Source organism: Rhizobium sp. P2_G2 (genome assembly GCF_056403555.1).
In genome coordinates, this window is the sequence record NZ_JBFUFF010000027.1 from 20,618 (window position 1) to 40,905 (window position 20,288).

The 20,288-nt window shown below is 61.0% G+C and carries 19 protein-coding genes and 1 riboswitch; of the genes, 12 read left to right on the top strand and 7 right to left on the bottom strand.

The window, feature by feature from the left end:
• Positions 1-263 precede the first annotated feature (263 nt).
• The gene (locus AC1D06_RS19685; protein WP_477876634.1) at positions 264-713 is read right to left on the bottom strand and encodes a hypothetical protein; all 450 of its coding nucleotides are present in this window, start codon (positions 711-713) and stop codon (positions 264-266) included.
• A 242-nt stretch (positions 714-955) separates the two neighbouring features.
• Between AC1D06_RS19685 and AC1D06_RS19690 the strand changes: the two genes are divergently transcribed.
• The 3 genes from AC1D06_RS19690 (at position 956) to AC1D06_RS19700 (ending at position 3,025) form a co-directional block, all read left to right on the top strand.
• Entirely contained in the window at positions 956-1,150 is a 195-nt protein-coding gene (locus AC1D06_RS19690; protein WP_477987546.1) for a hypothetical protein, read from the top strand.
• A 146-nt stretch (positions 1,151-1,296) separates the two neighbouring features.
• A complete protein-coding gene (locus tag AC1D06_RS19695) occupies positions 1,297-2,646 on the top strand; it encodes a metallophosphoesterase family protein (RefSeq protein WP_477987547.1) in 1,350 nt (449 codons plus the stop codon).
• A 133-nt stretch (positions 2,647-2,779) separates the two neighbouring features.
• Positions 2,780-3,025, top strand: coding sequence for a DUF982 domain-containing protein (locus AC1D06_RS19700; protein WP_477987548.1), 246 nt, complete (start codon positions 2,780-2,782; stop codon positions 3,023-3,025).
• On the opposite strand, the gene AC1D06_RS19705 is transcribed toward AC1D06_RS19700, so the two are convergent.
• The 3 genes from AC1D06_RS19705 to AC1D06_RS19715 all read right to left on the bottom strand — a co-directional run bounded on the left by AC1D06_RS19705 (position 3,022) and on the right by AC1D06_RS19715 (position 6,338).
• A complete protein-coding gene (locus tag AC1D06_RS19705; protein ID WP_477987549.1) occupies positions 3,022-3,885 on the bottom strand; it encodes a calcium-binding protein in 864 nt (287 codons plus the stop codon). The genes AC1D06_RS19700 and AC1D06_RS19705 overlap by 4 nt on opposite strands.
• 507 nt (positions 3,886-4,392) lie before the next feature.
• Positions 4,393-4,971, bottom strand: a complete 579-nt coding sequence (locus AC1D06_RS19710) for a class I SAM-dependent methyltransferase (protein WP_477987550.1) — start codon at positions 4,969-4,971, stop codon at positions 4,393-4,395.
• Positions 4,972-5,513: 542 nt separating this feature from the next.
• Positions 5,514-6,338 (bottom strand): AraC family transcriptional regulator, encoded by an 825-nt coding sequence (locus AC1D06_RS19715; RefSeq protein ID WP_477987551.1) that lies wholly within the window; start codon positions 6,336-6,338, stop codon positions 5,514-5,516.
• Between the two features lie 115 nt (positions 6,339-6,453).
• On the opposite strand from AC1D06_RS19715, the gene AC1D06_RS19720 reads away from it, so the two are divergent.
• On the top strand, positions 6,454-7,689 hold the full coding sequence (locus AC1D06_RS19720; protein WP_477987553.1) for an MFS transporter: 1,236 nt from the start codon (positions 6,454-6,456) through the stop codon (positions 7,687-7,689).
• On the opposite strand, the gene AC1D06_RS19725 is transcribed toward AC1D06_RS19720, so the two are convergent.
• Positions 7,649-8,611: a LysR substrate-binding domain-containing protein gene (locus tag AC1D06_RS19725; protein ID WP_477987554.1), complete on the bottom strand. Its 963-nt coding sequence runs from the start codon at positions 8,609-8,611 to the stop codon at positions 7,649-7,651. The two genes, AC1D06_RS19720 and AC1D06_RS19725, sit on opposite strands and share 41 nt — an antisense overlap.
• A gap of 69 nt (positions 8,612-8,680) precedes the next feature.
• Between AC1D06_RS19725 and AC1D06_RS19730 the strand changes: the two genes are divergently transcribed.
• The 5 genes from AC1D06_RS19730 (at position 8,681) to AC1D06_RS19750 (ending at position 14,321) form a co-directional block, all read left to right on the top strand.
• Positions 8,681-9,919, top strand: coding sequence for a YbfB/YjiJ family MFS transporter (locus AC1D06_RS19730; protein WP_477987555.1), 1,239 nt, complete (start codon positions 8,681-8,683; stop codon positions 9,917-9,919).
• A gap of 311 nt (positions 9,920-10,230) precedes the next feature.
• Positions 10,231-10,587, top strand: a complete 357-nt coding sequence (locus AC1D06_RS19735) for a hypothetical protein (protein ID WP_477987557.1) — start codon at positions 10,231-10,233, stop codon at positions 10,585-10,587.
• 190 nt (positions 10,588-10,777) lie between these two features.
• A complete protein-coding gene (locus tag AC1D06_RS19740) occupies positions 10,778-13,051 on the top strand; it encodes a heavy metal translocating P-type ATPase (RefSeq protein ID WP_477987558.1) in 2,274 nt (757 codons plus the stop codon).
• Positions 13,052-13,313: 262 nt separating this feature from the next.
• Positions 13,314-13,772, top strand: coding sequence for a Cu(I)-responsive transcriptional regulator (cueR, locus tag AC1D06_RS19745; protein ID WP_477876646.1), 459 nt, complete (start codon positions 13,314-13,316; stop codon positions 13,770-13,772).
• 114 nt (positions 13,773-13,886) lie between these two features.
• Complete coding sequence (locus tag AC1D06_RS19750) at positions 13,887-14,321, top strand: hypothetical protein (RefSeq protein WP_477876647.1); 435 nt, start codon at positions 13,887-13,889, stop codon at positions 14,319-14,321.
• Positions 14,322-14,345: 24 nt separating this feature from the next.
• On the opposite strand, the gene AC1D06_RS19755 is transcribed toward AC1D06_RS19750, so the two are convergent.
• A complete protein-coding gene (locus AC1D06_RS19755) occupies positions 14,346-14,912 on the bottom strand; it encodes a copper chaperone PCu(A)C (RefSeq protein WP_477876648.1) in 567 nt (188 codons plus the stop codon).
• 28 nt (positions 14,913-14,940) lie between these two features.
• Entirely contained in the window at positions 14,941-15,513 is a 573-nt protein-coding gene (locus AC1D06_RS19760) for a hypothetical protein (RefSeq protein ID WP_477876649.1), read from the bottom strand.
• Positions 15,514-15,515: 2 nt separating this feature from the next.
• A riboswitch (glycine riboswitch) is annotated at positions 15,516-15,604 on the top strand.
• Between the two features lie 156 nt (positions 15,605-15,760).
• On the opposite strand from AC1D06_RS19760, the gene gcvT reads away from it, so the two are divergent.
• From gcvT to gcvP, 3 genes are all read left to right on the top strand, one after another.
• Positions 15,761-16,897, top strand: a complete 1,137-nt coding sequence (gcvT, locus tag AC1D06_RS19765; RefSeq protein WP_477987560.1) for a glycine cleavage system aminomethyltransferase GcvT — start codon at positions 15,761-15,763, stop codon at positions 16,895-16,897.
• 76 nt (positions 16,898-16,973) lie between these two features.
• Positions 16,974-17,339: a glycine cleavage system protein GcvH gene (gene gcvH, locus AC1D06_RS19770; RefSeq protein WP_477987561.1), complete on the top strand. Its 366-nt coding sequence runs from the start codon at positions 16,974-16,976 to the stop codon at positions 17,337-17,339.
• Positions 17,336-20,200, top strand: a complete 2,865-nt coding sequence (gene gcvP, locus AC1D06_RS19775; protein WP_477876652.1) for an aminomethyl-transferring glycine dehydrogenase — start codon at positions 17,336-17,338, stop codon at positions 20,198-20,200. The genes gcvH and gcvP overlap by 4 nt, the downstream gene beginning before the upstream one ends.
• The last annotated feature ends 88 nt before the right edge of the window (positions 20,201-20,288 follow it).

Genomic DNA, 20,288 nt, shown 5'->3' on the forward strand with positions numbered 1-20,288 from the left:
TTATGCGGAGAGCTCGCACCGAGGGGAATTTACTATGGCATTGCATCGACGGCAACGCCTTGCCTCACGAGGCCTTTCTCAATGATTCGGCCAAACAACGGCGTCGCCGGTGTCGCCAATCGGGCTGTATATACCAAACCTACGGGGCGGTTCCAGCCCTGTAGCCAAGCCTCAAACAGAGTAGAGCCCGACACCGGTTCTCCCCTGACCGCGACTGGCTGCGGCGGAAGCCGGGATCCATGTCGGAGGCTGAATAAGCGGGATCACGCTTCTTCCTCGAAGATGTCGTTATCGACGAGGATCGATTGCCACCTTTTCCACTGCTTGACCGTCACCGGGAATTTGTTCTTGCTCAGTGCTGCCGCCTTGAGCATATGCTGGACAAACTTTTCCTGCCGCTCTTTGAGATGATTTTCCGCGAGCAGGATTTTGGCGAGTCGGATGGTTCGCTCGCTCGACATGGCGATATAGTCTGGTTGGGGCTTTGCCTCCGGCGCCCCTGGACGATCGCGATAGACCGCCTTGTCTCGATAGACGATTTTCTGCTCCGTTTTTGGGGTCATGGCGGCGCTCAGATCGTGGAGTGAGCTGCCGACCGATTCCAGCGTGCGGACGATGGCCCTGGCTGTTGCCACCACTTCGCCGTCATGGTTGCTGGCAAGCCGGGGAAAGAGCTTGCTCAACTTGTCGATCGTGGCAGGCTGGAGCGTCATGGCGCACCTCCATGGATGTCTGCAGGGCAGCATAAGTGAGCGGAGATTGTGGCGATCCACAACGTCGATGAACTGATCAGGTTCGCAGTCGCCCGCCCGATCAATCCTCGATCACCCGGAATGTCAAGCCATCTTGGCGAGAGATGACGGTCATCGCGTCCTCCGGCTCGGCTGCGCCGCACCACCGATCAGGCTGCGGCATCCCGACTGCCTTTCTCCGATGCAGGCTCGCGATACGAAACATGCCGCCGCAGACCCGCGTCAATACGCCGCATATCTGTCCCTCTTCGCAGGCGATCGAAGCAGCCGCCGACGCGCGTGGCGACGGCAAACTGATAGAAAACAAAAAACAGATACAACCGTTTGAAAAGCTTCATGGCGAGAAGCCAGGCCCGTCCGCTCTTGCCAAACAAATGCGCCGCGCGGCCAAGTTTTGAAAGCCTCCATGCGCTCCATAGATTGAATTGTGTAATGCAAGTTAAGACAATCATAAATAAACGTTGCTTTACCGTAGAATTGCAAATGACGCAGTATCTCCCGCGTCAGCGCGATCCACTGTGGACGCGACGAGGGAGGATTTGAAATGGCAGCACCTAGCCCCGCATTTTCAGCCCCACTATTCCATGAACCGGTGTTTTCCGAGGGAAAACCAAGCCATGATCCCGCCGGTTTTCTCACCAAACATCCGTCTGACGGGCCGCTCTATGACGAGGTTCACGATCTCCTGAAGACGCAGGTCGTTGCCGTGCCGCCGTCACGGGCGGCGGCAGACGAGATGTTCAGTCTGGCAGCCGCTCTCGGCCAGCGCGGTCCTGACGTCGTCAACCAAATTACAGCGGCGGGGCGCATCGTCTTCCATGCCATCGGCGACTCGGGCGCGACGGAGGAAGGCAAGCAATATGCCGATGAACTGAGCGTCGCTGATCAGCTCACCATGGACTGCAATGTCACGGACACCACCAATCGCCCCGCATTCCTGCTGCACATGGGTGATCTGGTCTACAGCTTCGGCGAGTCGCAATATTATTATGATCAGTTCTACGCACCGTTCCGCGACTATCCCGCGCCGATCTTCGCGATACCGGGCAACCACGACTCTTTCGTCCTGCCGAATACGCCGCCTGCTCAGACTGCATTGGCCGTCTTTTCACGAAACTTTTGTTCGCAAAGCTTCGTCATCACGCCCGAGGCCCGCTCGCTGCACCGCACGGCGATGACGCAACCGGGTGTCTATTACGCATTGGACGTCCCCTTCGTCCGGATACTCTGTCTGTTCAGCAATGCACTCGAGGATCCGGGCGTGATCTCCACCGAGGGCGGCAAATGGCCTGCTGTCACCGATGTCCAACTGGACTTCCTCAGGGCCCAACTGACGAAGATCAAGCAAGAGAACTATCAGGGTGCCGTGCTCATTGCCGTGCATCACCCGCCTTTCAGCTATGCCCCGCCCAAGAATCACCGCGGCACCGGTGGCTCGCACAGCGGCAGCATCGAAATGCTGGCCGAGATCGATACCATTTGCGCAGAAATCGGCGTCTATCCCCATGCCTTCATTTCGGGGCACGCACACAACTACCAGCGCTATACGCGCAGGGTAACCATGGGCGGGCAAGCCTGTGAAGTCCCGTTCATCGTCTGCGGCGATGGCGGCCATCACGTCAATGCCATCGTGCGCGCATCGCACGGCCATCCTGCCGATGTGCCGCATTTCGGCATTCCCGTAGACTATCTCGATGCAAAACCCGCAATCACCACCGATGGCCTGTCGATGGAGAAATACAACGACAGCGGATATGGCTATCTGCGCGTCAGCGCCGACAAGGAAAAGATCGCGATCGGCTTTCACCTCGTAAGCGACAGAGTAACCCTGGCGCAATCGCGATTTGACAAGATCACGGTTGATATCGCCTCACACAAAATAATCGCCAATTAGGACGAAGCAAGCCGAAGAGCCGGCATTGCCGGTTCTTCGTATTTGTGCGCTACCGCACCGAAACCATTCATGTTTTCCCTGCGTTAACTATAGGCCGCGGCATATCGCCTGCCTTTTAGTCTAGGGAACGAACATGAACACAGAATGGGATTCGCCGGTTATCATGAAATGGGGCGACGAGACGACCATCATCCGCAATGCGCGCGAGGCCATCCATTTTCTCGATGGTCGCACGCCGACAGAGCGGGGCTATCTTTACAGCCTCGCACGGCGGCGCTGTCAGGCCAATCTCGATGCTCCCGAGGCGTCGAAATCGGCCCGCCTCGCCTTTCATGCCGCCGTCTGCGAGATCGGCATGTTTCCGCAGGAGCGGCTCTAGAAGATCTGAAAATCGGTATTGTCGAGGATGGTGCCATCCGTCACATGCGCGAACAATATCCGATCAAAATGCGTCCCCGAGCCATCCTGGTCGAAATAGAGGTTGCCATCCGCCTTGTCGTAGAGAATGCGGTCGCTGCCGTCGACTCCTGCCGTGGAGGTCGGGCTTGAGATCTCCTTGAAGGCCGAGGTTGGCAGATTGCCGGCCTTCAGGCCGGTGAACATGCTGCTGTCCAGCATGAACGTATCGTCAGAGTGGCTGAAATCGAGGATCGTATCGACATTGCCTTTTGCCAGTGTCGCCGCGAACACGAAACTGTCATTGCCCTGGCCGCCCATCAGGGTATTCTTGCCCGCATCGCCCTCGATGATATTGTCCTCCGCACCACCATAGAGGACGTCGTTTCCATCTCCACCGAAGACGGTCCCATCCACGTCGCCCTTGCGGCCATCATAGTAATCGTTGCCGCCGCCGAGCACGACATTACCAAGCATTTCGCCGGTATTGATCACCCTGTCGATCGCACCGCCGGACGCTTCAAAAAAGCTCCCATTCGGCCCGGAGATCGTCCCGCTATTGCGGACGATCAGTTCCTCGGCGCCGAGCGCGTCGATACCGTATCCCTGCGATGTCATGCTGCCGAAATTGTCGATGCGCGAGACCTTGCCGTCATCTGTGACGCCGTTGAAATAGACGCCATAGGTATCACCCCAGACCGACCCGGAATTCTCGACGATGCTGTGGGTGGCGCCCATCGCAATCGCGCCATAGCCAGTGCCGGCTCCCGTCACGCTGCCGGTTTTGCCGATGACAACTAGCTCGTCGCTGAGGCTATCTCCCGTCAAGGGGGTAAAGTTCATACCGATCCCGGCGGCGCTGATTTCTCCCTCTATGATGAACGAGTCATCGGACCCTTGAATTTCTGCAGCATCCCCTGGACCCGCGTCGATGAGACCAGCAGTGGTGACAAGGTATCTGATATCGGTCCCCGCCGTGTTAAATGAACCGGTTGCTTTATCGATAGTGATGTATGTCGAGAAAGGCATTAGGCTCTCCATCGCGATTGAACAGGAAGCGAGACTTACCAGCTTCGTAAGACGCGCGATTCAGGCAGCCGGTTATCTCCGGAAAATGGCGCGAAGCCGCTGACCGAAAACATTAGCCCCATGCTCTCTCATTTGGCGAGGTCATTTTGTCGCGGGCAAATGAGCATGGCGCGCAACGCGAAAGACGGCTCCGCAATGGCAGCCGCCCGGAGGAAGAGGCCATCGTAGCTCGTCTCGTGTGACAAGACGAAACCTTCTAAAGACATGGAAAGGCCGCCTGCACCGGAGCGCAAGCGGCCATTTACATGAGAGAAACGAGCGTTAACCAGCCTTCTGGACGATGAAGCTCCAATAGGTGTCGGGGCCGGCCGGGACATTGAAATTGACGTCGGAGACGGTGACCGTGGAATAGCCGGCGCGCTTGATCAGCTGCAGCCACATCGACTTACCCAGCACGGAATAATGGTTCGGATTGTTCTGGTGGCGGCAGGCCGTGTCCGGGGCCGGCACTTCCATATAGAGCACGCCGCCCGGCTTCAGCACGCGGCAGGTCTCGTTGAGCGAGAACAACGGAAACACCGAATGTTCCAGCACATGCCGGCACCAGACGAGATCAAATGTCTGGTCGGGGAATTCGAGGAAGGAAAGATCCATCTCCACCGCGTTGAAACCCTTCTGGCGGCAGATGTCGATATCTTCGCCGATGGCGATGCCGATCGCATCGAGCTTGTCGGCGGCGAAATGTTTCAGCGCCACACCCTGGCCGCAACCGATGTCGAGCACCTTGGCGCCGGCCGGCAGCGGATGGGCTTCCTTGACACGCTGCCAGACACTGGCAGTGATATAGTCGTGCAGGCTCGACGTATATTCCGGGTAGACGTCCGACCAGAGTGTCTTCAAGAACGCATCAAAACGGGCGTATTTCTGTTCGAGGGGCTGATACTCGGGCTTGAGGGCAGACGCTAGATCTTCGCRCAGGGCAGTGACGGCCATTGAAATTCGCTCCGTAAGGGTGGCGCCAGGGGATCGCCCTGACGAAAACGAAGCTAACGAGTTATGGTAAATTTTCGCTTAATTGGAAACTCCGAGCGGTTGTGCTGGTTAGCGCTTCGACGGGCAACGAACCCTCGCGCTGCTTGTTCCAAAAGGAACAGCCGATGCGATCACGGCATGGCACAAGACGCTCATCAACGAACGGGAGTGACCGCCATGACCATGCTGATGACCTTCGCCTTTCTCGCTGTTCTCGCCGTCGGCACGCTGCCGGTGTCGTTCCGGCCGCTCGACATCTTCCACCGCTGAGCCGCMGGCTCCGTCCTGACGCAGAGCAATGATCATCCTGACCGGATCCATCTTCCTGCTGCCCGTGGTGCTGTCGAACAGCGCCAGCCTGCTCCTCACCGTCAGTCTTATCGCCGCTGTTTGAGGCGATTCCACCTGCGTTACTGTTTTGCGATCCCGCTGCCCAGATAGCTGCGCGGCGGCGAGCCCAGCACACGGCGGAACATGGTGGTAAAGGCCGCGGCGTTCTCATAGCCAGCCTCCAGCGCCACTTCCGTGACCGAAAGGCCATCCGACAGCTTCGGCAAGCAGGCAAAGACGCTTGCCTGCTGGCGCCAGGTGACGAAACTGACGCCTGTTTCCTGGCGGAAGAAGCGCGTGAAGGTGCGGCGGCTCATGGCGAGCTCATGCGCCCAATCGTCGAGCCGGGCATTCGGCGACGGATTGGCGACGAAGGCCGCGCAAAGCGCCGACAGCCGCCCGTCGAGCGGAAACGGCAGACCCAGCGGCCGCTCGCGCAACGCCATGATCTCTTCCACCAGCAATGTCTGGACCAGCTCGGCCTTGCGGCCACCGGTCATTGCCTCCTGCAGCCGAATGGCCTCCAGAAGCAGGCTCCGCGCCAGGTCGGTGACTTCGAGCACCAGCGGCCGGTCCTTGACCAGGACCTCCAGCGACGGCGTCACATAGACCGATTTCATCTCCATGCCGCTCAGCATTTCCACCGCATGCGGAAAGCGCGGCGGGATGAGCAGCGCATGCCCCGGCGGGATCATGAAGCGGCCACGATCGGTCTCGACCAGCGCCACGCCAGCAAAGGCGCAAAGCAATTGCGTGCGGCTATGGATGTGCCGCGGCACCAGATAGCCGGTCGGATAGCTGTTGGCATGGACGTAGATATCGCCGTTCGCTCCCTCGATCCTGGCAAGGGCACGGTCATGCTTCTCAACGGCGTCTTTAGATGGCTCTCGCACATGTCGGTTCATGTTTGGCCCAATCGCAAAACAATTCGACCAAAACACAAAAGCAGGTCAACCGCAAGACATGTAAGTAAGCCTTACGATCCCGACGCAAGAGCGGGTCGGTTCAGGAGACATTTCCATGGCAGTGGTCACGGACGCGCAACCGGTGCCGTCGACGGCATCGGCCGTTCCCCGGTTTCAAAAGGCAACCCTTTCCATCCTGTTTGCGGTGAGCTTCGGTCACCTGCTCAACGACATCATGCAGTCGTTGCTGGCCTCGCTCTATCCGCTGTTCAAAGCCAATTACGACCTCGATTTCATCCAGATCGGCCTGTTGACCGCGACCTTCCAGATCACCGCTTCACTCTTGCAACCGGTGGTCGGCATCGTCACTGACAAGAAGGCAATGCCCTATGCCCTGCCCGTCGGCATGGCGAGCACCTTCTGCGGCCTGATCACGCTCGGCAACGCGCATAATTTCACCATGCTGCTCATCGGCGCCAGCATGATCGGCTTCGGTTCGGCCGTCTTCCACCCCGAATCGTCGCGCATCGCCCGGCTGGCCTCCGGCGGCCGCCACGGCCTGGCACAATCGCTGTTCCAGGTGGGCGGCAATGCCGGACAGGCAATCGGCCCGTTGATCGCTGCCTTCATCGTTCTTCCGCGTGGCCAGGGCAGTGTTGCCTGGCTCTCCGTCATCGCCATGGTCGGCATGGTGCTGCTCTCATTTGTCGGCCGCTGGTATGTCAGCCATCGCCGGCAACAGGTCTCGAAGGCGCCGGCCAGCCGTACGCTACCGCTGCCACAGAACAAGGTGCTCTGGGCCTTCCTGATTCTCGTCCTGCTGACGGCGACCAAAAATGTCTACATGTCGAGCATTTCCAGCTATTTCACTTTCTACGTCATCCAACGCTTCGGCATGAGCGTGCAGGCGTCGCAGCTGATGCTGTTCCTGTTCCTTGGATCGGTGGCGGTCGGCACTTTCCTCGGCGGCCCGATCGGCGACCGTTTTGGCGCGCGCTTCGTCATTTGGTTTTCGATCCTCGGCGTTATCCCGTTCGCGCTGCTGTTGCCATACGCAAACCTGTTCTGGAGCTGCGTTCTGTCGGTGGTGATCGGCCTGATCTTCGCTTCTGCTTTCTCGGCGATCGTCGTCTTCGCTCAGGAACTGATTCCCGGCCGGGTAGGCCTGATCGCCGGCATCTTCTTCGGCTTCGCCTTCGGCGCCGGCGGATTGGGTGCGGCGCTGCTCGGCCTGCTCGCCGACAAGCACGGCCAGGATGGCATCGTGCTTGTCTACAAGGTCTGCTCGTACCTGCCGCTGCTCGGCCTGTTCACAGTGTTCCTGCCGCGGATTCCGAGGGCGCATCACTGAGAATGGCCGCCGCGAAAGCCTCGCGAATGATGCCGATCAACCAGCGGGTCGCCGGATCTTCGGCGATCTCGCGCCGGCAGATCACCGAAACCATGTAGGTGCCCATGTTGATCGGCATGGTCGACAGCGACAGGCCGGCATTCTTGGCCAGCACCCGCGCCGCATGCGCCGGCAGGCTGGCAATAACCGGCATGGTCGCGAGATAGGCCGGCAGCGACGAGAAATGTGTCAGCGCCGTGTGGATGCGGCGCGTCCGGCCGATGGTTTTCAGCGTCTCGTCGACGATCCCTTCGCGGCCGGTGAACGAGATGAGCAGGTGCGGCAGCGACAGGAACGCGTCGAGCGTCAGCGGCAGGTCGAGTTGGCAGAGATTGTTGTTGAGGATGGTCAGATAGCCGGAGCGGCCGATATCCTCGGCCACCAATCCTGTCCACGCCGGCACGCCGGCTGCCACGGCGAGATCGATCTCGCGGCTCAGCAGCATCTCGGTCGCCGTGTGCCGGTTTGCCTGCCGGAAGACGATGGACACCCGCGGCGCCGAGGCAAGCAGCGCAGTCGAGAGCGCCGGTCCGATCGCCACTTCGAAATCGTCGGACATGCCAACAGAGAAATGCCGCGCACTGCTTGCTGGATCGAACCCCCGGTCGACCACCAGCGCCTGCCGCAGGAGATCGATGCCTTCGCCGATCTGCGCCGCCATGGCGACAGCCCTCGGCGTCGGCTCCATGCCCAAGCGGCTGCGCAAGAACAAGGGATCGTCCGCCGCCAGCCGGAGACGCGCCAGTGCTGCGCTCACAGCCGACTGGCTGAGCGACAGGCGCTGCGCCGCCTTCGACACGCTGCGTTCCTGCCAGATGGCGAGGAAGGTGACCGCGAGATTGAAGTCGAGCCGGCTAATATCATTCAGATTGATATTGCTCATTCAAAAATGCAATTTGATCGATAGTTCTGGCGGCACGATATAGGAAGAAACCCAACCGGATCAATTCCAATGTCCGACACTGCAATCCAATCCACCCGGCTTGAAGCCTCTCCGATTGCCGTCGCGCTTGCCGGCGCGATCTCGCTTGCCGTTGCGATGGGCATCGGCCGCTTCGCCTTCACGCCCCTCCTGCCGATGATGCTGCACGACGGCACGATCGATATCGGCGGCGGCAGCCTGCTCGCCACCGCCAATTATGTCGGCTACTTGATCGGCGCGCTGCTGTGCATGCCTCTGCCCGCTTTGATCCGCCGGCTCGGCTTTGGCTTCAGCGATGCGGTCATGGTGCGCTTCGGTCTGGTGATGACAGTGTTGTTGACGGTGGCCATGGCCGCCCATATTCCGTGGGCTTGGCCCACCCTGCGCCTGCTTTCCGGCATCATCTCCGCTGTCGTTTTCGTCTTCATGGCCAGTTGGAGCCTGAAGCGGCTTTCCGACCGTAGCGCCTCGCATCTCGCCGGCATCATCTATACCGGTCCCGGCATCGGCATCGCGCTCTCGGGGGCAGCGGCCTCCAGCGTCTCCTCGGTTGGCGGTTCCGCGGCCTCAGGCTGGCTGGTCTTCGGTATACTGGCCGCGCTCCTGTCGTTGATCGTCTGGCCGGTCTATCGGCCGGACGAGTTGACCGGCAGCACGGTAACGGCGGGGCACGCCTCCGCCGACAGGCGCCGCGACCGTTGGACGGTCGAGCAGATGATCCTGGCGGTCGCCTACGGACTGGCTGGCTTCGGCTACATCATCACCGCCACCTATCTGCCGGTCATCGCGCGGGAGACATTGGGCGAGACGCATTGGATCAATCTATTCTGGCCGGTCTTCGGCATCGGCGTGGCGGTCGGGGCATTGCTGACGCGCTTCTTCCCGCGCAGGCTCGACGGCCGCCTAGTGCTGATCCTGTCCTACATCGTGCAATCGGTCGGCGTCGTCTTCGCTTTGCTCCTGCCCTCGGTCATGGGCTTCATGCTCGGCAGCGTACTGGTCGGCCTGCCGTTTACCGTGATCACGCTTTACGCCATGCACGAGGCCCGGCGGCTGAGACCCGTCGATGCAACGAGCTTCATCGGCCTGATGACAGCGCTCTACGGCATCGGCCAGATCGCCGGCCCGCCGCTCGCCGCCGCCATCCTCGCCCATAGCGCCAGCCATGCAGCGGGATTTTCGTTGGCATTGTCGGTGGCGTCTGGTTCGCTGGTCTTCGGCGCCTTGCTCTATGGACTTCTGCTGGCGCGCTATCGCCACAAGAGATGAGCGCTGGCCTCCCTGAAGGAGCCGCCCTCGGGTTATCCCGGGGACAAGCATAATCGGAAGGGAAAACTTTACCGAATTTGCTCATGGGTTGCTAAGCTTGCCATCGCCGCCGACATTCGAAATCGATAGTCATAGCTTGCATGCAATCGGGGAATTGATTTGCCTGAGAGGAGCAAGTCCTGGAACGCAAAAAGCCCCTATATCGAACCGTAAACACTCGGACGCATGGCGTTTGCCATCACACCCGTGGCGACTTTGCCTGGGAAAGAAACACGAAGCGCCAACAAGAAAACCAATCGGCGCTTGGCTCGATGCATGGCAAGAAGCAGCGAGGACTCGATTACACACCGCTGTTCAAATTTCTTCCCTCCAGGGTCGGAGAAGACTGGGCAAAAACTTATAGTGAGGCGGTCGCAAGATTAGACCGCCCCGACGCCATCTTTTGGATCGTAGCTGAAAACGAACTCGACAAGAATGCCGTCGTCCGGGTTGGTGAGAACACCTACTACAGCGTTCTTTACGTCGACGAGAGCAATATGTTGGCAGCAGTCGATCCCTGTGTCACCGAGAACGATCTAAACCCCACATGTGAATGCTGCACGCACACGTTCAACGGAAAACGCTTCACGCGTCCATACGAACTCGGCGCCGACCACCCTGGAAAGTGACAGAATAGCTTTCATCGCCGGGTGCCTTCAGGGAATCTTCTTTTATGAAAGACAAGCAAGGATCGTTGCGTCGCGCATACGAGCCCCGCGCCGATCTCAACCAACCCGCCGACTTTTTTCTTTCATCCTCTTGACCTTCCCATCGTTGGAAGCCCCATCTTCTTCTGCAGTCAGAATAAGGAGAAGAATCGTGGTTTCACTGACTGATACTGCAACGAGGCATGGCGGCGAGGAGAGTGTCACGCTCGCCATCGAGGGCATGACCTGCGCCTCCTGCGTCCGGCATGTCGAGAAGGCGCTGAAAAACGTACCCGGCGTGATCGCCGCCAATGTCAATCTCGCCACCGAGCGTGCCGAGGTGACCCGGGTCGTCGGCCAGGCCGATGAAAGGACGCTGGAAGCCGCCGTCGAGGATGCGGGGTATGCCGCCCGCCCTTTTGATTTTGTCGCGCCGCCGGAGGATCAGTCCGCGCGTCGCGACGCAGAAAGCCGCAACCTGGACCGGGCACTGATCCTCGCCGCGGTTTTCACCGCTCCGGTCTTCGTGCTGGAAATGGGGGCGCATTTCATTCCCGCGGTGGATGACTTCATCATGCTGCATATCGGCATGGGCGTGAGCCGCATCTTGCAGTTCGTTCTGGCAACCGCAGTGCTTCTCGGCCCCGGCCTGCGCTTCTACCGCGCTGGCATTCCGGCATTGCTGCACGGTGCGCCGAACATGAATTCGCTGGTCGCGGTCGGCACGCTCGCCGCCTGGTCCTATTCCGTCATCGCGACTTTTGCCCCCGGCGTGCTGCCGCCCGGCACCGCCAATGTCTATTACGAAGCGGCAGGAGTGATCGTGACGCTGGTGCTTGCAGGCCGCAGCATGGAAGCGCGCGCCAAGGGCCGCACCTCGGATGCCATCCGGCATCTCATCGGCCTGCAGCCGAAGACGGCAATCGTCATCCACAACGGACAATCGGCGGAGATCCCGCTCGCGGAGATTCGCATCGGCGATCGCATACAGGTCCGGCCCGGCGAGAAGATCGCGGTCGATGGCGTGGTCGAGGATGGTCATTCCTTCGTCGACGAGTCGATGATTTCGGGCGAGCCGATGCCAGTCGAGAAAACCGCAGGAGGCTCGGTGATCGGCGGCACGGTCAACCGCACAGGTAGCTTCATCTTCCGCGCCGAAAAGATCGGCGCGGATACTGTGCTCGCGCAGATCATCCGCATGGTCGAGCAGGCGCAGGGCGCCAAGCTGCCGATCCAGTCACTGGTCGATACGATCACGGCCTTGTTCGTGCCGGCGGTGATGGGTATTGCGGCTCTGACGGTGCTTGTCTGGCAGATATTTGGCCCGGATCCGGCGCTGACATTCGCGCTGATCAACGGCGTCGCGGTGCTGATCATCGCCTGCCCATGCGCCATGGGGCTCGCCACGCCGACCTCGATCATGGTCGGCTCCGGCCGCGCCGCCGAACTCGGCATCCTGTTCCGCAAGGGTGATGCGCTGCAGGCACTTGGCGAGGCGACTGTGATTGCCTTCGACAAGACCGGTACGCTTACAGAAGGTAAGCCGGCTCTAACAGACTTTGCCGTCGCAAAGGGTTTTGACCGCGCCGAGTTACTGGCCCAGGCCGCCGCGATCGAGGCAAACTCGGAACATCCGGTGGCCCAGGCAATCGTCGCCGCGGCGAGGTCGGAGGGCCTGACCTTGCCGACAGTTCGCAATTTCGAAGCCCTGCCAGGCTTCGGTGTCAAGGCGAAGGTCGGTGAGCGCATGGTCGAGATCGGCGCCGATCGGATGTTTGTCGGCAAGGACATTTCAGGCTTTGCCAGCGATGCGGCGCGATTGGCATCGCTGGGACGGACGCCGCTCTATCTCGTGGTCGACGGCGCGCCCGCGGCCATGATCGCGGTCGCCGATCCGGTCAAGCCAAACACGCCCGCCGCCATCCGGGTGCTCAAGCAGCGCGGCCTCACCGTCGCGATGATCTCCGGCGACAACCGCCGCACGGCGGAAGCCATCGCCCGTGAGATCGGCATCGACACGATCGTGGCCGAGGTGCTGCCGGACGGCAAGGTGGCGGCGCTGCAAAAGCTGCGCGCCGGCGGCAAGACCATCGCCTTTGTCGGCGACGGCATCAACGACGCACCGGCACTCGCCGCCGCTGATATCGGCATCGCCATCGGCACCGGCACGGACATCGCCATCGAAAGCGCCGACGTGGTGCTGATGGGCGGCGATCTGGCGGCTGTGGCGCGGGCCATCGGGCTTTCGAGCGCGACGATGCGCAACATCAAACAGAACCTGTTCTGGGCCTTCGTCTACAATGCCGTGCTGATCCCGGTGGCAGCCGGAGCGCTCTATCCGGCCTATGGCGTGCTGCTGTCGCCGGTTTTCGCTGCCGGCGCCATGGCGCTCTCCAGCGTCTTCGTGGTCGGCAATGCGCTGAGGCTACGGCGCTGGGTCGAGTGACATGATCGAGCTTGGCTCTTCCCCACGTCAGGGGGATGGGCAGGCTCAGGAACATCTTCGATGGCCTCCGCCGCTGTGGCCGCTGTGCCCTCCGATACCAAAGCCCAAACCGCCCATGAGACCGAATGCTACGATCAGGTTACCCATTCGCGCTCCCTGAAAATGCGCCCAAAGTAACCTATATCAGCGCAAACGGCAATTTGCGCTGCGTCTTCTCGCCACGCGATCGACGGACGCTGAAAACAATCTGAAGAGGTACCTGATGAATATCGGTGAAGTCGCAAAGCAGTCCGGCGTTTCGGCCAAGATGATCCGCTACTATGAGAGCATCGGCCTGATCGCCGCTGCTGACCGCAGCGAGGCAGGCTACCGCAATTACGGCATGAACGACGTCCACACGCTGCGCTTCATCCGCCGCGCCCGCGATCTCGGATTCACCGTCGAGCAGATGGGCGATCTGCTCGCGCTCTGGAAGGATCGCTCCCGGGCCAGCGCCGAGGTCAAGAAGATCGCGCTCGGCCATATCGCCATCCTCGAGCGCAAAGTCGCCGAACTCAAGGCGATGACCGAAACGTTGCGTCATCTTGCCAATCACTGCAACGGCGATGGCCGACCGGAATGCCCGATCCTCGAAGACCTTGCACAGGCCAATCCGCCGGATATGCATCAGACAGATATCGGCAAATTCGGCCGCACGGGAATCGCAAACCAGACGCGCTGACGGGCGCGAAAGCCCCGCAGAAATTGCAGAATCGTTAAAAATGGAACAAAGCCTGAAACCGAACTTCTAGGGTTGCGCGTTACAGTCCGTTACAATGCACAACGGAAATTCGCCATGACCCAGATCGTCACCGTATCCGCGGTCACCGCGGCCTATGCCACAGAGGGGCTCAAGCCGAGCGCCCGCGTGAACGGTTCGACGCAGACGTCGGAGGCGGTCAACGCCCAGATCCAGGAAGTGCGCCGCGCCGACAATCTGCAACAGGTGCAAATGCGCGAAGTGGTTGGGGCCGCCTCCATCACCGCCTTCTTCGTCGGCGCCGGCGAGCGCGGCCGCCAACTTGTACAGACCACGCTACGCGAGGCTCAGGAAGCCTATTTCTTCGGCAAGGAGGACGTCGAGGAAGCGGATGCCGGCAATGTCGATCAGAACCCCGAGCAGCAAGCGCGGGATCACGACACAGGCGAGGATCAGCCACAAGAAGAGGGCGCTCCCGAAATGCTGGCCCTGCCCTCACCTGAACAGTTGCTGCAATCGATCGACGAGTAAAGCGCCCCTATACTCCCGGTCGGATCACATCTTCATGTTGCCCATGCCCGGCCGCATGTCCTTGACCGGGATATCAATCTCGACCTTGCCGGCTTTCTCGAAATCAAGCACGGCATGCACCATGTCGCCTGCCTTGAACGGCGCTTTCACGCCCATGATCATCATATGCAGGCCACCAGGCTTCATCTCCACCGTCTGACCAGCGGGAAGCGGCAAACCATCGGTGAGCTTGCGCATGGTCATGACGTCGTTGTTCATCGCCATTTCATGCATTTCGACGGTTCTCACGTCAGCAGAGAGCGACACGGAAACCAGCCGGTCGTCCTGGCTGCCGTGATTGACGATGGTGAGGAAACCGCCGCCGACCGGTTGGCCGGGCGTCATCGCCTTGACCGCCGCGGCGGTGATTTCAAGGTCGCCGATTTTGACCGGCATGAACATGCCGGCCATGTCGCCCTGCATTTGGGCAGCGAAGAACAGCACGGGGTGTCCGGGCTGAATATGCGGAACGGCGCGTACCGCCGGATAGGCAAAGGCCATGGCCGGAAGAGTGGAAAGCAGGAAGGAAGCGAGAATTCTGGTCCGCAGCATGGATCGGTTCTTTCAATGAAACTGCATGTCAGCCGCTGCCGTTTGCCGGCTGCGGCGCTCGAATGGACGAGGCATCAAGCAAAGGTGGTCCGCGACAAAGCCCGTGCCCAAGAGCACGGCGTTTCAATCCAATCAGGGAAGCCCGCGGGCAAAGGTTTTTTTCTGCCTCTGTGAAGAAACCGGCAAAAATCGAAGGCGATGGCACGAAAGCATGTCCGGCCGCGGCAAAACACAGGTCGCAATGACGCATGTCATGCGGCACCCCGCCTGTGTTGTCGCCCGTCTTGCAAAGCGAGGGATAGCTGCCATCCGGTAAGCGGTATCGGGCAGCCAAACTGCCGTCGTCGGGCATCGCCAGCCCGTGTCCTGTGAAGCCGAGCATGATCAGGGCGAGCGCGCAGACGATGCGCGCAGAAACGGCCCTGATCCACCGATCTCCCATGCCCGAACTCCTTTTTTCATCAGTTCCATAGACAGTTCTTGCCGCCGTGGCTAGCCACGCCCCGCAGCCGGCACGGCCATCGCCATGAAGCAGAACGACAGAAACTTGCGCGATCGCGTCATTTCCCTCTTGCCAGCCGCGGGCTGTCACGGCTATCAATTCTCTACCTGCTGGGAGAATCTGCGACAGCCGCAGTGCCGAAGGAGCAACCGCCCCGGAAACTCTCAGGCCAAAGGACCAGCGGGCATATACGAACTCTGGAGAACGGCGCCGGCCAGCCGGATAGCCTGCCGAAGGGATAGCAATCTCAGGCAAAGGGACAGAGGGGGCTTGAGGATTGCGGGTTGCCCGACGGCACGCCCGTTCTTGAGCTGGTGCTCTGAGCGCCGAACCCGGGAGACCGTTCGTGGATGACACACCGCTTCTGAAAACACCCCTCCACATGCTGCATCTGTCGCTTGGCGCCCGCATGGTGCCGTTTGCCGGATATGACATGCCTGTGCAATATCCCACCGGCATCCTCAAAGAGCACCTGGCGACCCGCAAGCTCTGCGGCCTGTTCGACGTCTCGCATATGGGCCAGGTGATGATCCGGCCGAAGTCGGGAAGGATGGAGGATGCCGCACTGGCGCTCGAGCGGCTGATCCCGGTCGATATCCTCGGCCTCAAGCCCGGCCGGCAGCGCTACGGCGTCTTCACCAATGGCCGCGGCGGCATTCTCGACGATCTGATGGTGTCCAACCGCGGCGATCATTTCTACATGGTGGTCAACGCGTCCTGTAAGCATGCCGATCTCGCCCATATGCAAGAACATCTCTCGGACGCCTGCGACATCGACATGCTCGACGACCGGGCGCTGATCGCACTGCAAGGCCCGCATGCAGAGCATGTGCTGGCGGAGTTCTGTCCGGAAATCACCTCGATGAAGTTCATGGACGTCGAGGAGGACGACCTGCATGACATCGACTGCATCATTTCCCGCTCCGGCTATTCCGGCGAGGACGGTTTTGAGATCTCGATCCCCGCCGACAAGGCCGAACTCGTTGCGCATCGCCTGCTCGACCATCCCGATTGCGAGCCGGTGGGCCTTGGCGCGCGCGACAGCCTTCGACTGGAAGCCGGCCTCTGCCTCTATGGCAACGACATTGACACCACCACCAGCCCCGTCGAGGCCGCCCTCGAATGGGCGATCCAGAAGGCCCGCCGCAAGGGCGGCGCTCGCGCCGGAGGCTTCCCAGGCGCCGACCGCATCCTCGACGAGTTGGAAAATGGCACCGCCCGCAGGCGTGTCGGCCTGAAGCCCGAGGGCAAGGCGCCGGTCAGGGCGCATGCCGGGCTTTATGCGACGGATTCGCTGGAGTCACCGATCGGGGAAGTCACCTCCGGCAGTTTCGGTCCGAGCGTCGATGGGCCGGTGGCGATGGGCTATGTACCGATCGACCTCGCCGGCGCTGGAACGCGCGTCTATGCGGAGGTGCGCGGCAAGTTTCTGCCAGTCACTGTGACGGAGCTACCCTTCCTTAGCCCAAGCTACAAGCGCTAGCCAATGAACGCCTGCATTTCCACGATCACCCCCTCTCACCTATTTGAACGACCCAACCTTCCCCAAGGAGCGATACATGCCGAAATTCACTGAAGATCATGAATGGCTGGAAATCGAAGGCGACATGGCGACGGTCGGCATTACCGCCCACGCCGCCGACCAGTTGGGCGATCTCGTTTTCGTCGAGTTGCCGCAGATCGACGCCAAGTTCGACAAGGGTGCCACGGCAGCCACCGTCGAGAGCGTCAAGGCTGCCTCCGATGTCTTCTGCCCATTGAGCGGCGTGATCGTCGACACCAATGACGCCATCGTCGCCGATCCATCGCTGGTCAATTCCGATCCCCAGGGCAATGGCTGGTTCTTCCGTATCCGGCTCGCCAATCCCTCCGAGGCCGATGGCCTGATGGATGAGGATGCCTACAAGCGGATGATTGAATCATGACCCTGCCCAAAGACTTCGCCTTCACCGACTACGATCCCTACAATTTCGCCGATCGCCGCCATATCGGCCCCTCGCCCGACGAGATGGCGGCGATGCTGCAGGTGATCGGCTACAAAAACTTGGACGCGCTGATCGACGACACCGTGCCGGCTGCGATCCGGCTGAAAACCCCGCTCCAATGGGACAAGCCGCTCACCGAGCGCGAAGCGCTCGACAAGATGCGCGAGACGGCCAACAAGAACAAAAAGCTCGTCTCGCTGATTGGCCAGGGCTATCACGGCACGATCACCCCGCCGGTGATCCAGCGCACCATCCTAGAAAATCCGGCCTGGTACACGGCCTATACGCCCTACCAGCCGGAGATCAGCCAGGGCCGGCTGGAAGCGCTGCTCAACTACCAGACCATGGTCAGCGACCTGACCGGCCTCGACATCGCCAACGCCTCGCTGCTGGATGAGTCAACCGCCGCCGCCGAAGCCATGGCCATGGCTGCGCGCGTGGCGAAAACCAAATCCACCACTTTCTTCGCTGACGAGAATTGCCATCCGCAGAATATCGCACTGCTGCGCACCCGCGCCGAACCGCTCGGCCTGACGGTCGTGGTCGGCAATCCCTTCCGCGATCTCGACGCCAACAATGTCTTCGGCGCCATTTTCCAGTATCCCGGCACTTACGGCCATGTGCATGATTTCACCGATATCATCGGCAAGCTGCATGCCGCCGGCGCCATCGGCGTCGTCATCGCCGATCCGCTTGCCCTCTGCTTGCTGAAATCGCCCGGCGACATGGGCGCCGACATCGCTGTTGGCTCGACCCAGCGTTTCGGCGTGCCGGTCGGCTATGGGGGCCCGCATGCGGCCTATATGGCCGTCCGCGACGAGTGGAAGCGCTCCATGCCCGGACGCTTGGTCGGGGTTTCGGTGGATGCGCGCGGCAACCGCGCCTATCGGCTGGCGCTGCAAACCCGCGAACAGCACATCCGCCGCGAAAAGGCGACGTCCAATATCTGCACCGCCCAGGTCCTGCTCGCCGTCATGGCCTCGATGTATGCTGTCTTTCACGGCCCAAAGGGCTTGAAAGCGATCGCACAGAGCGTCCACCAGAAGACGGTGCGGCTCGCCAAGGGCCTGGAAAAGCTCGGCTACACCGTCCAGCCGGACAGGTTCTTCGACACGATCACCGTCGAAGTGGGCAAGCTGCAGGGCGTCATCCTCAAGGCGGCAGAAGCCGAAGAGGTCAATCTGCGCAAGATCGGCCACGATCGCATCGGTATTTCGCTCGACGAACGCTCGCGGCCGGTGACGCTCGAAGCTGTCTGGCGCGCCTTCGGCGGCGATTTCCACGCCTACGAGTTCGAGGCGGATTATCGGCTGCCGGAGGACATGCTCCGCACCAGCGAATACCTGACGCATCCGATCTTCCACATGAACCGCGCCGAAAGCGAGATGACCCGCTATATCCGCCGGCTCTCCGACCGTGATCTGGCCCTAGACCGTTCGATGATCCCGCTCGGCTCCTGCACGATGAAGCTCAATGCCACGGCGGAAATGCTGCCGATCACCTGGCCGGAATTTTCGGAAATCCATCCTTACGTGCCGCCGCACCAGGCCGAGGGCTATCGCGTTCTTCTCGATGACCTGACGAAGAAGCTCTGCGACATCACCGGCTATGACGCCTTTTCGATGCAGCCCAATTCCGGCGCGCAGGGCGAATATGCCGGACTGCTGACCATCCGCAGCTATCACATCGCCCGTGGCGAAGGCCATCGCGACGTCTGCCTGATCCCGACCTCGGCACATGGCACCAACCCTGCCTCGGCGCATATGGTCGGCATGCAGGTCGTCCCCGTCAAAGTCTCGGAGAACGGCGATATCGATCTCGACGATTTCCGCACGCTGGCGGAAAAGCATGCCGCCAATCTCGCCGCGATCATGATCACCTATCCCTCGACCCATGGCGTGTTCGAGGAGACGGTGCGCGAGATCTGCGAGATGACACATGCCTATGGCGGCCAGGTCTATCTCGACGGCGCCAACATGAATGCCATGGTCGGCCTCGCCCGCCCCGGCGATATCGGCTCAGACGTCAGCCATCTCAACCTGCACAAGACGTTCTGCATTCCGCATGGCGGCGGCGGGCCTGGCATGGGACCGATCGGCGTCAAGGCGCATCTCGCGCCCTACCTGCCAGGCCATCCCGAAACCGACGGCAAGCCGGGCGCTGTCTCCGCGGCCGCCTTCGGCTCGGCCTCCATCCTGCCGATCTCCTGGAGCTATATCCTGATGATGGGCGGCGAAGGCCTGACCCAGGCGACCAAGGTGGCGATCCTCAACGCCAACTATATCGCCGCGCGGCTCAAGGGCGCCTATGATGTGCTCTACAAATCCGCCTCCGGCCGTGTCGCGCATGAATGCATCATCGACACGCGGCCGCTGCAGGCAAGCTCGGGCGTCACGGTCGAGGATATCGCCAAGCGGCTGATCGACTGCGGCTTTCACGCCCCCACCATGAGTTGGCCCGTCGCCGGCACCTTGATGATCGAACCGACAGAAAGCGAAACCAAGGCCGAACTCGACCGCTTCTGCGACGCCATGCTGGCAATCCGCGAGGAGGCCCGCTCCATCGAGGACGGCCGCATGGACCGGGCGAACAACCCGCTCAAGAATGCACCGCACACGGTGCAGGATCTCGTCGGCGAATGGAACCGACCCTATAGCCGCGAACAGGCCTGCTTCCCGCCCGGCGCCTTCAAGGTCGACAAATACTGGCCACCGGTCAACCGCGTCGACAATGTCTATGGCGACCGCAACCTCGTCTGCGCTTGCCCGCCGGTGGAGGATTATGCGCTAGCGGCGGAGTGAGAGGCGAAACATCGCCGCAAAGTGGATCGCGGGAGGTCGGCAGTTGCAGACTGCCGACCTCATCGCTATCTGCGACGCCTATGCGGCA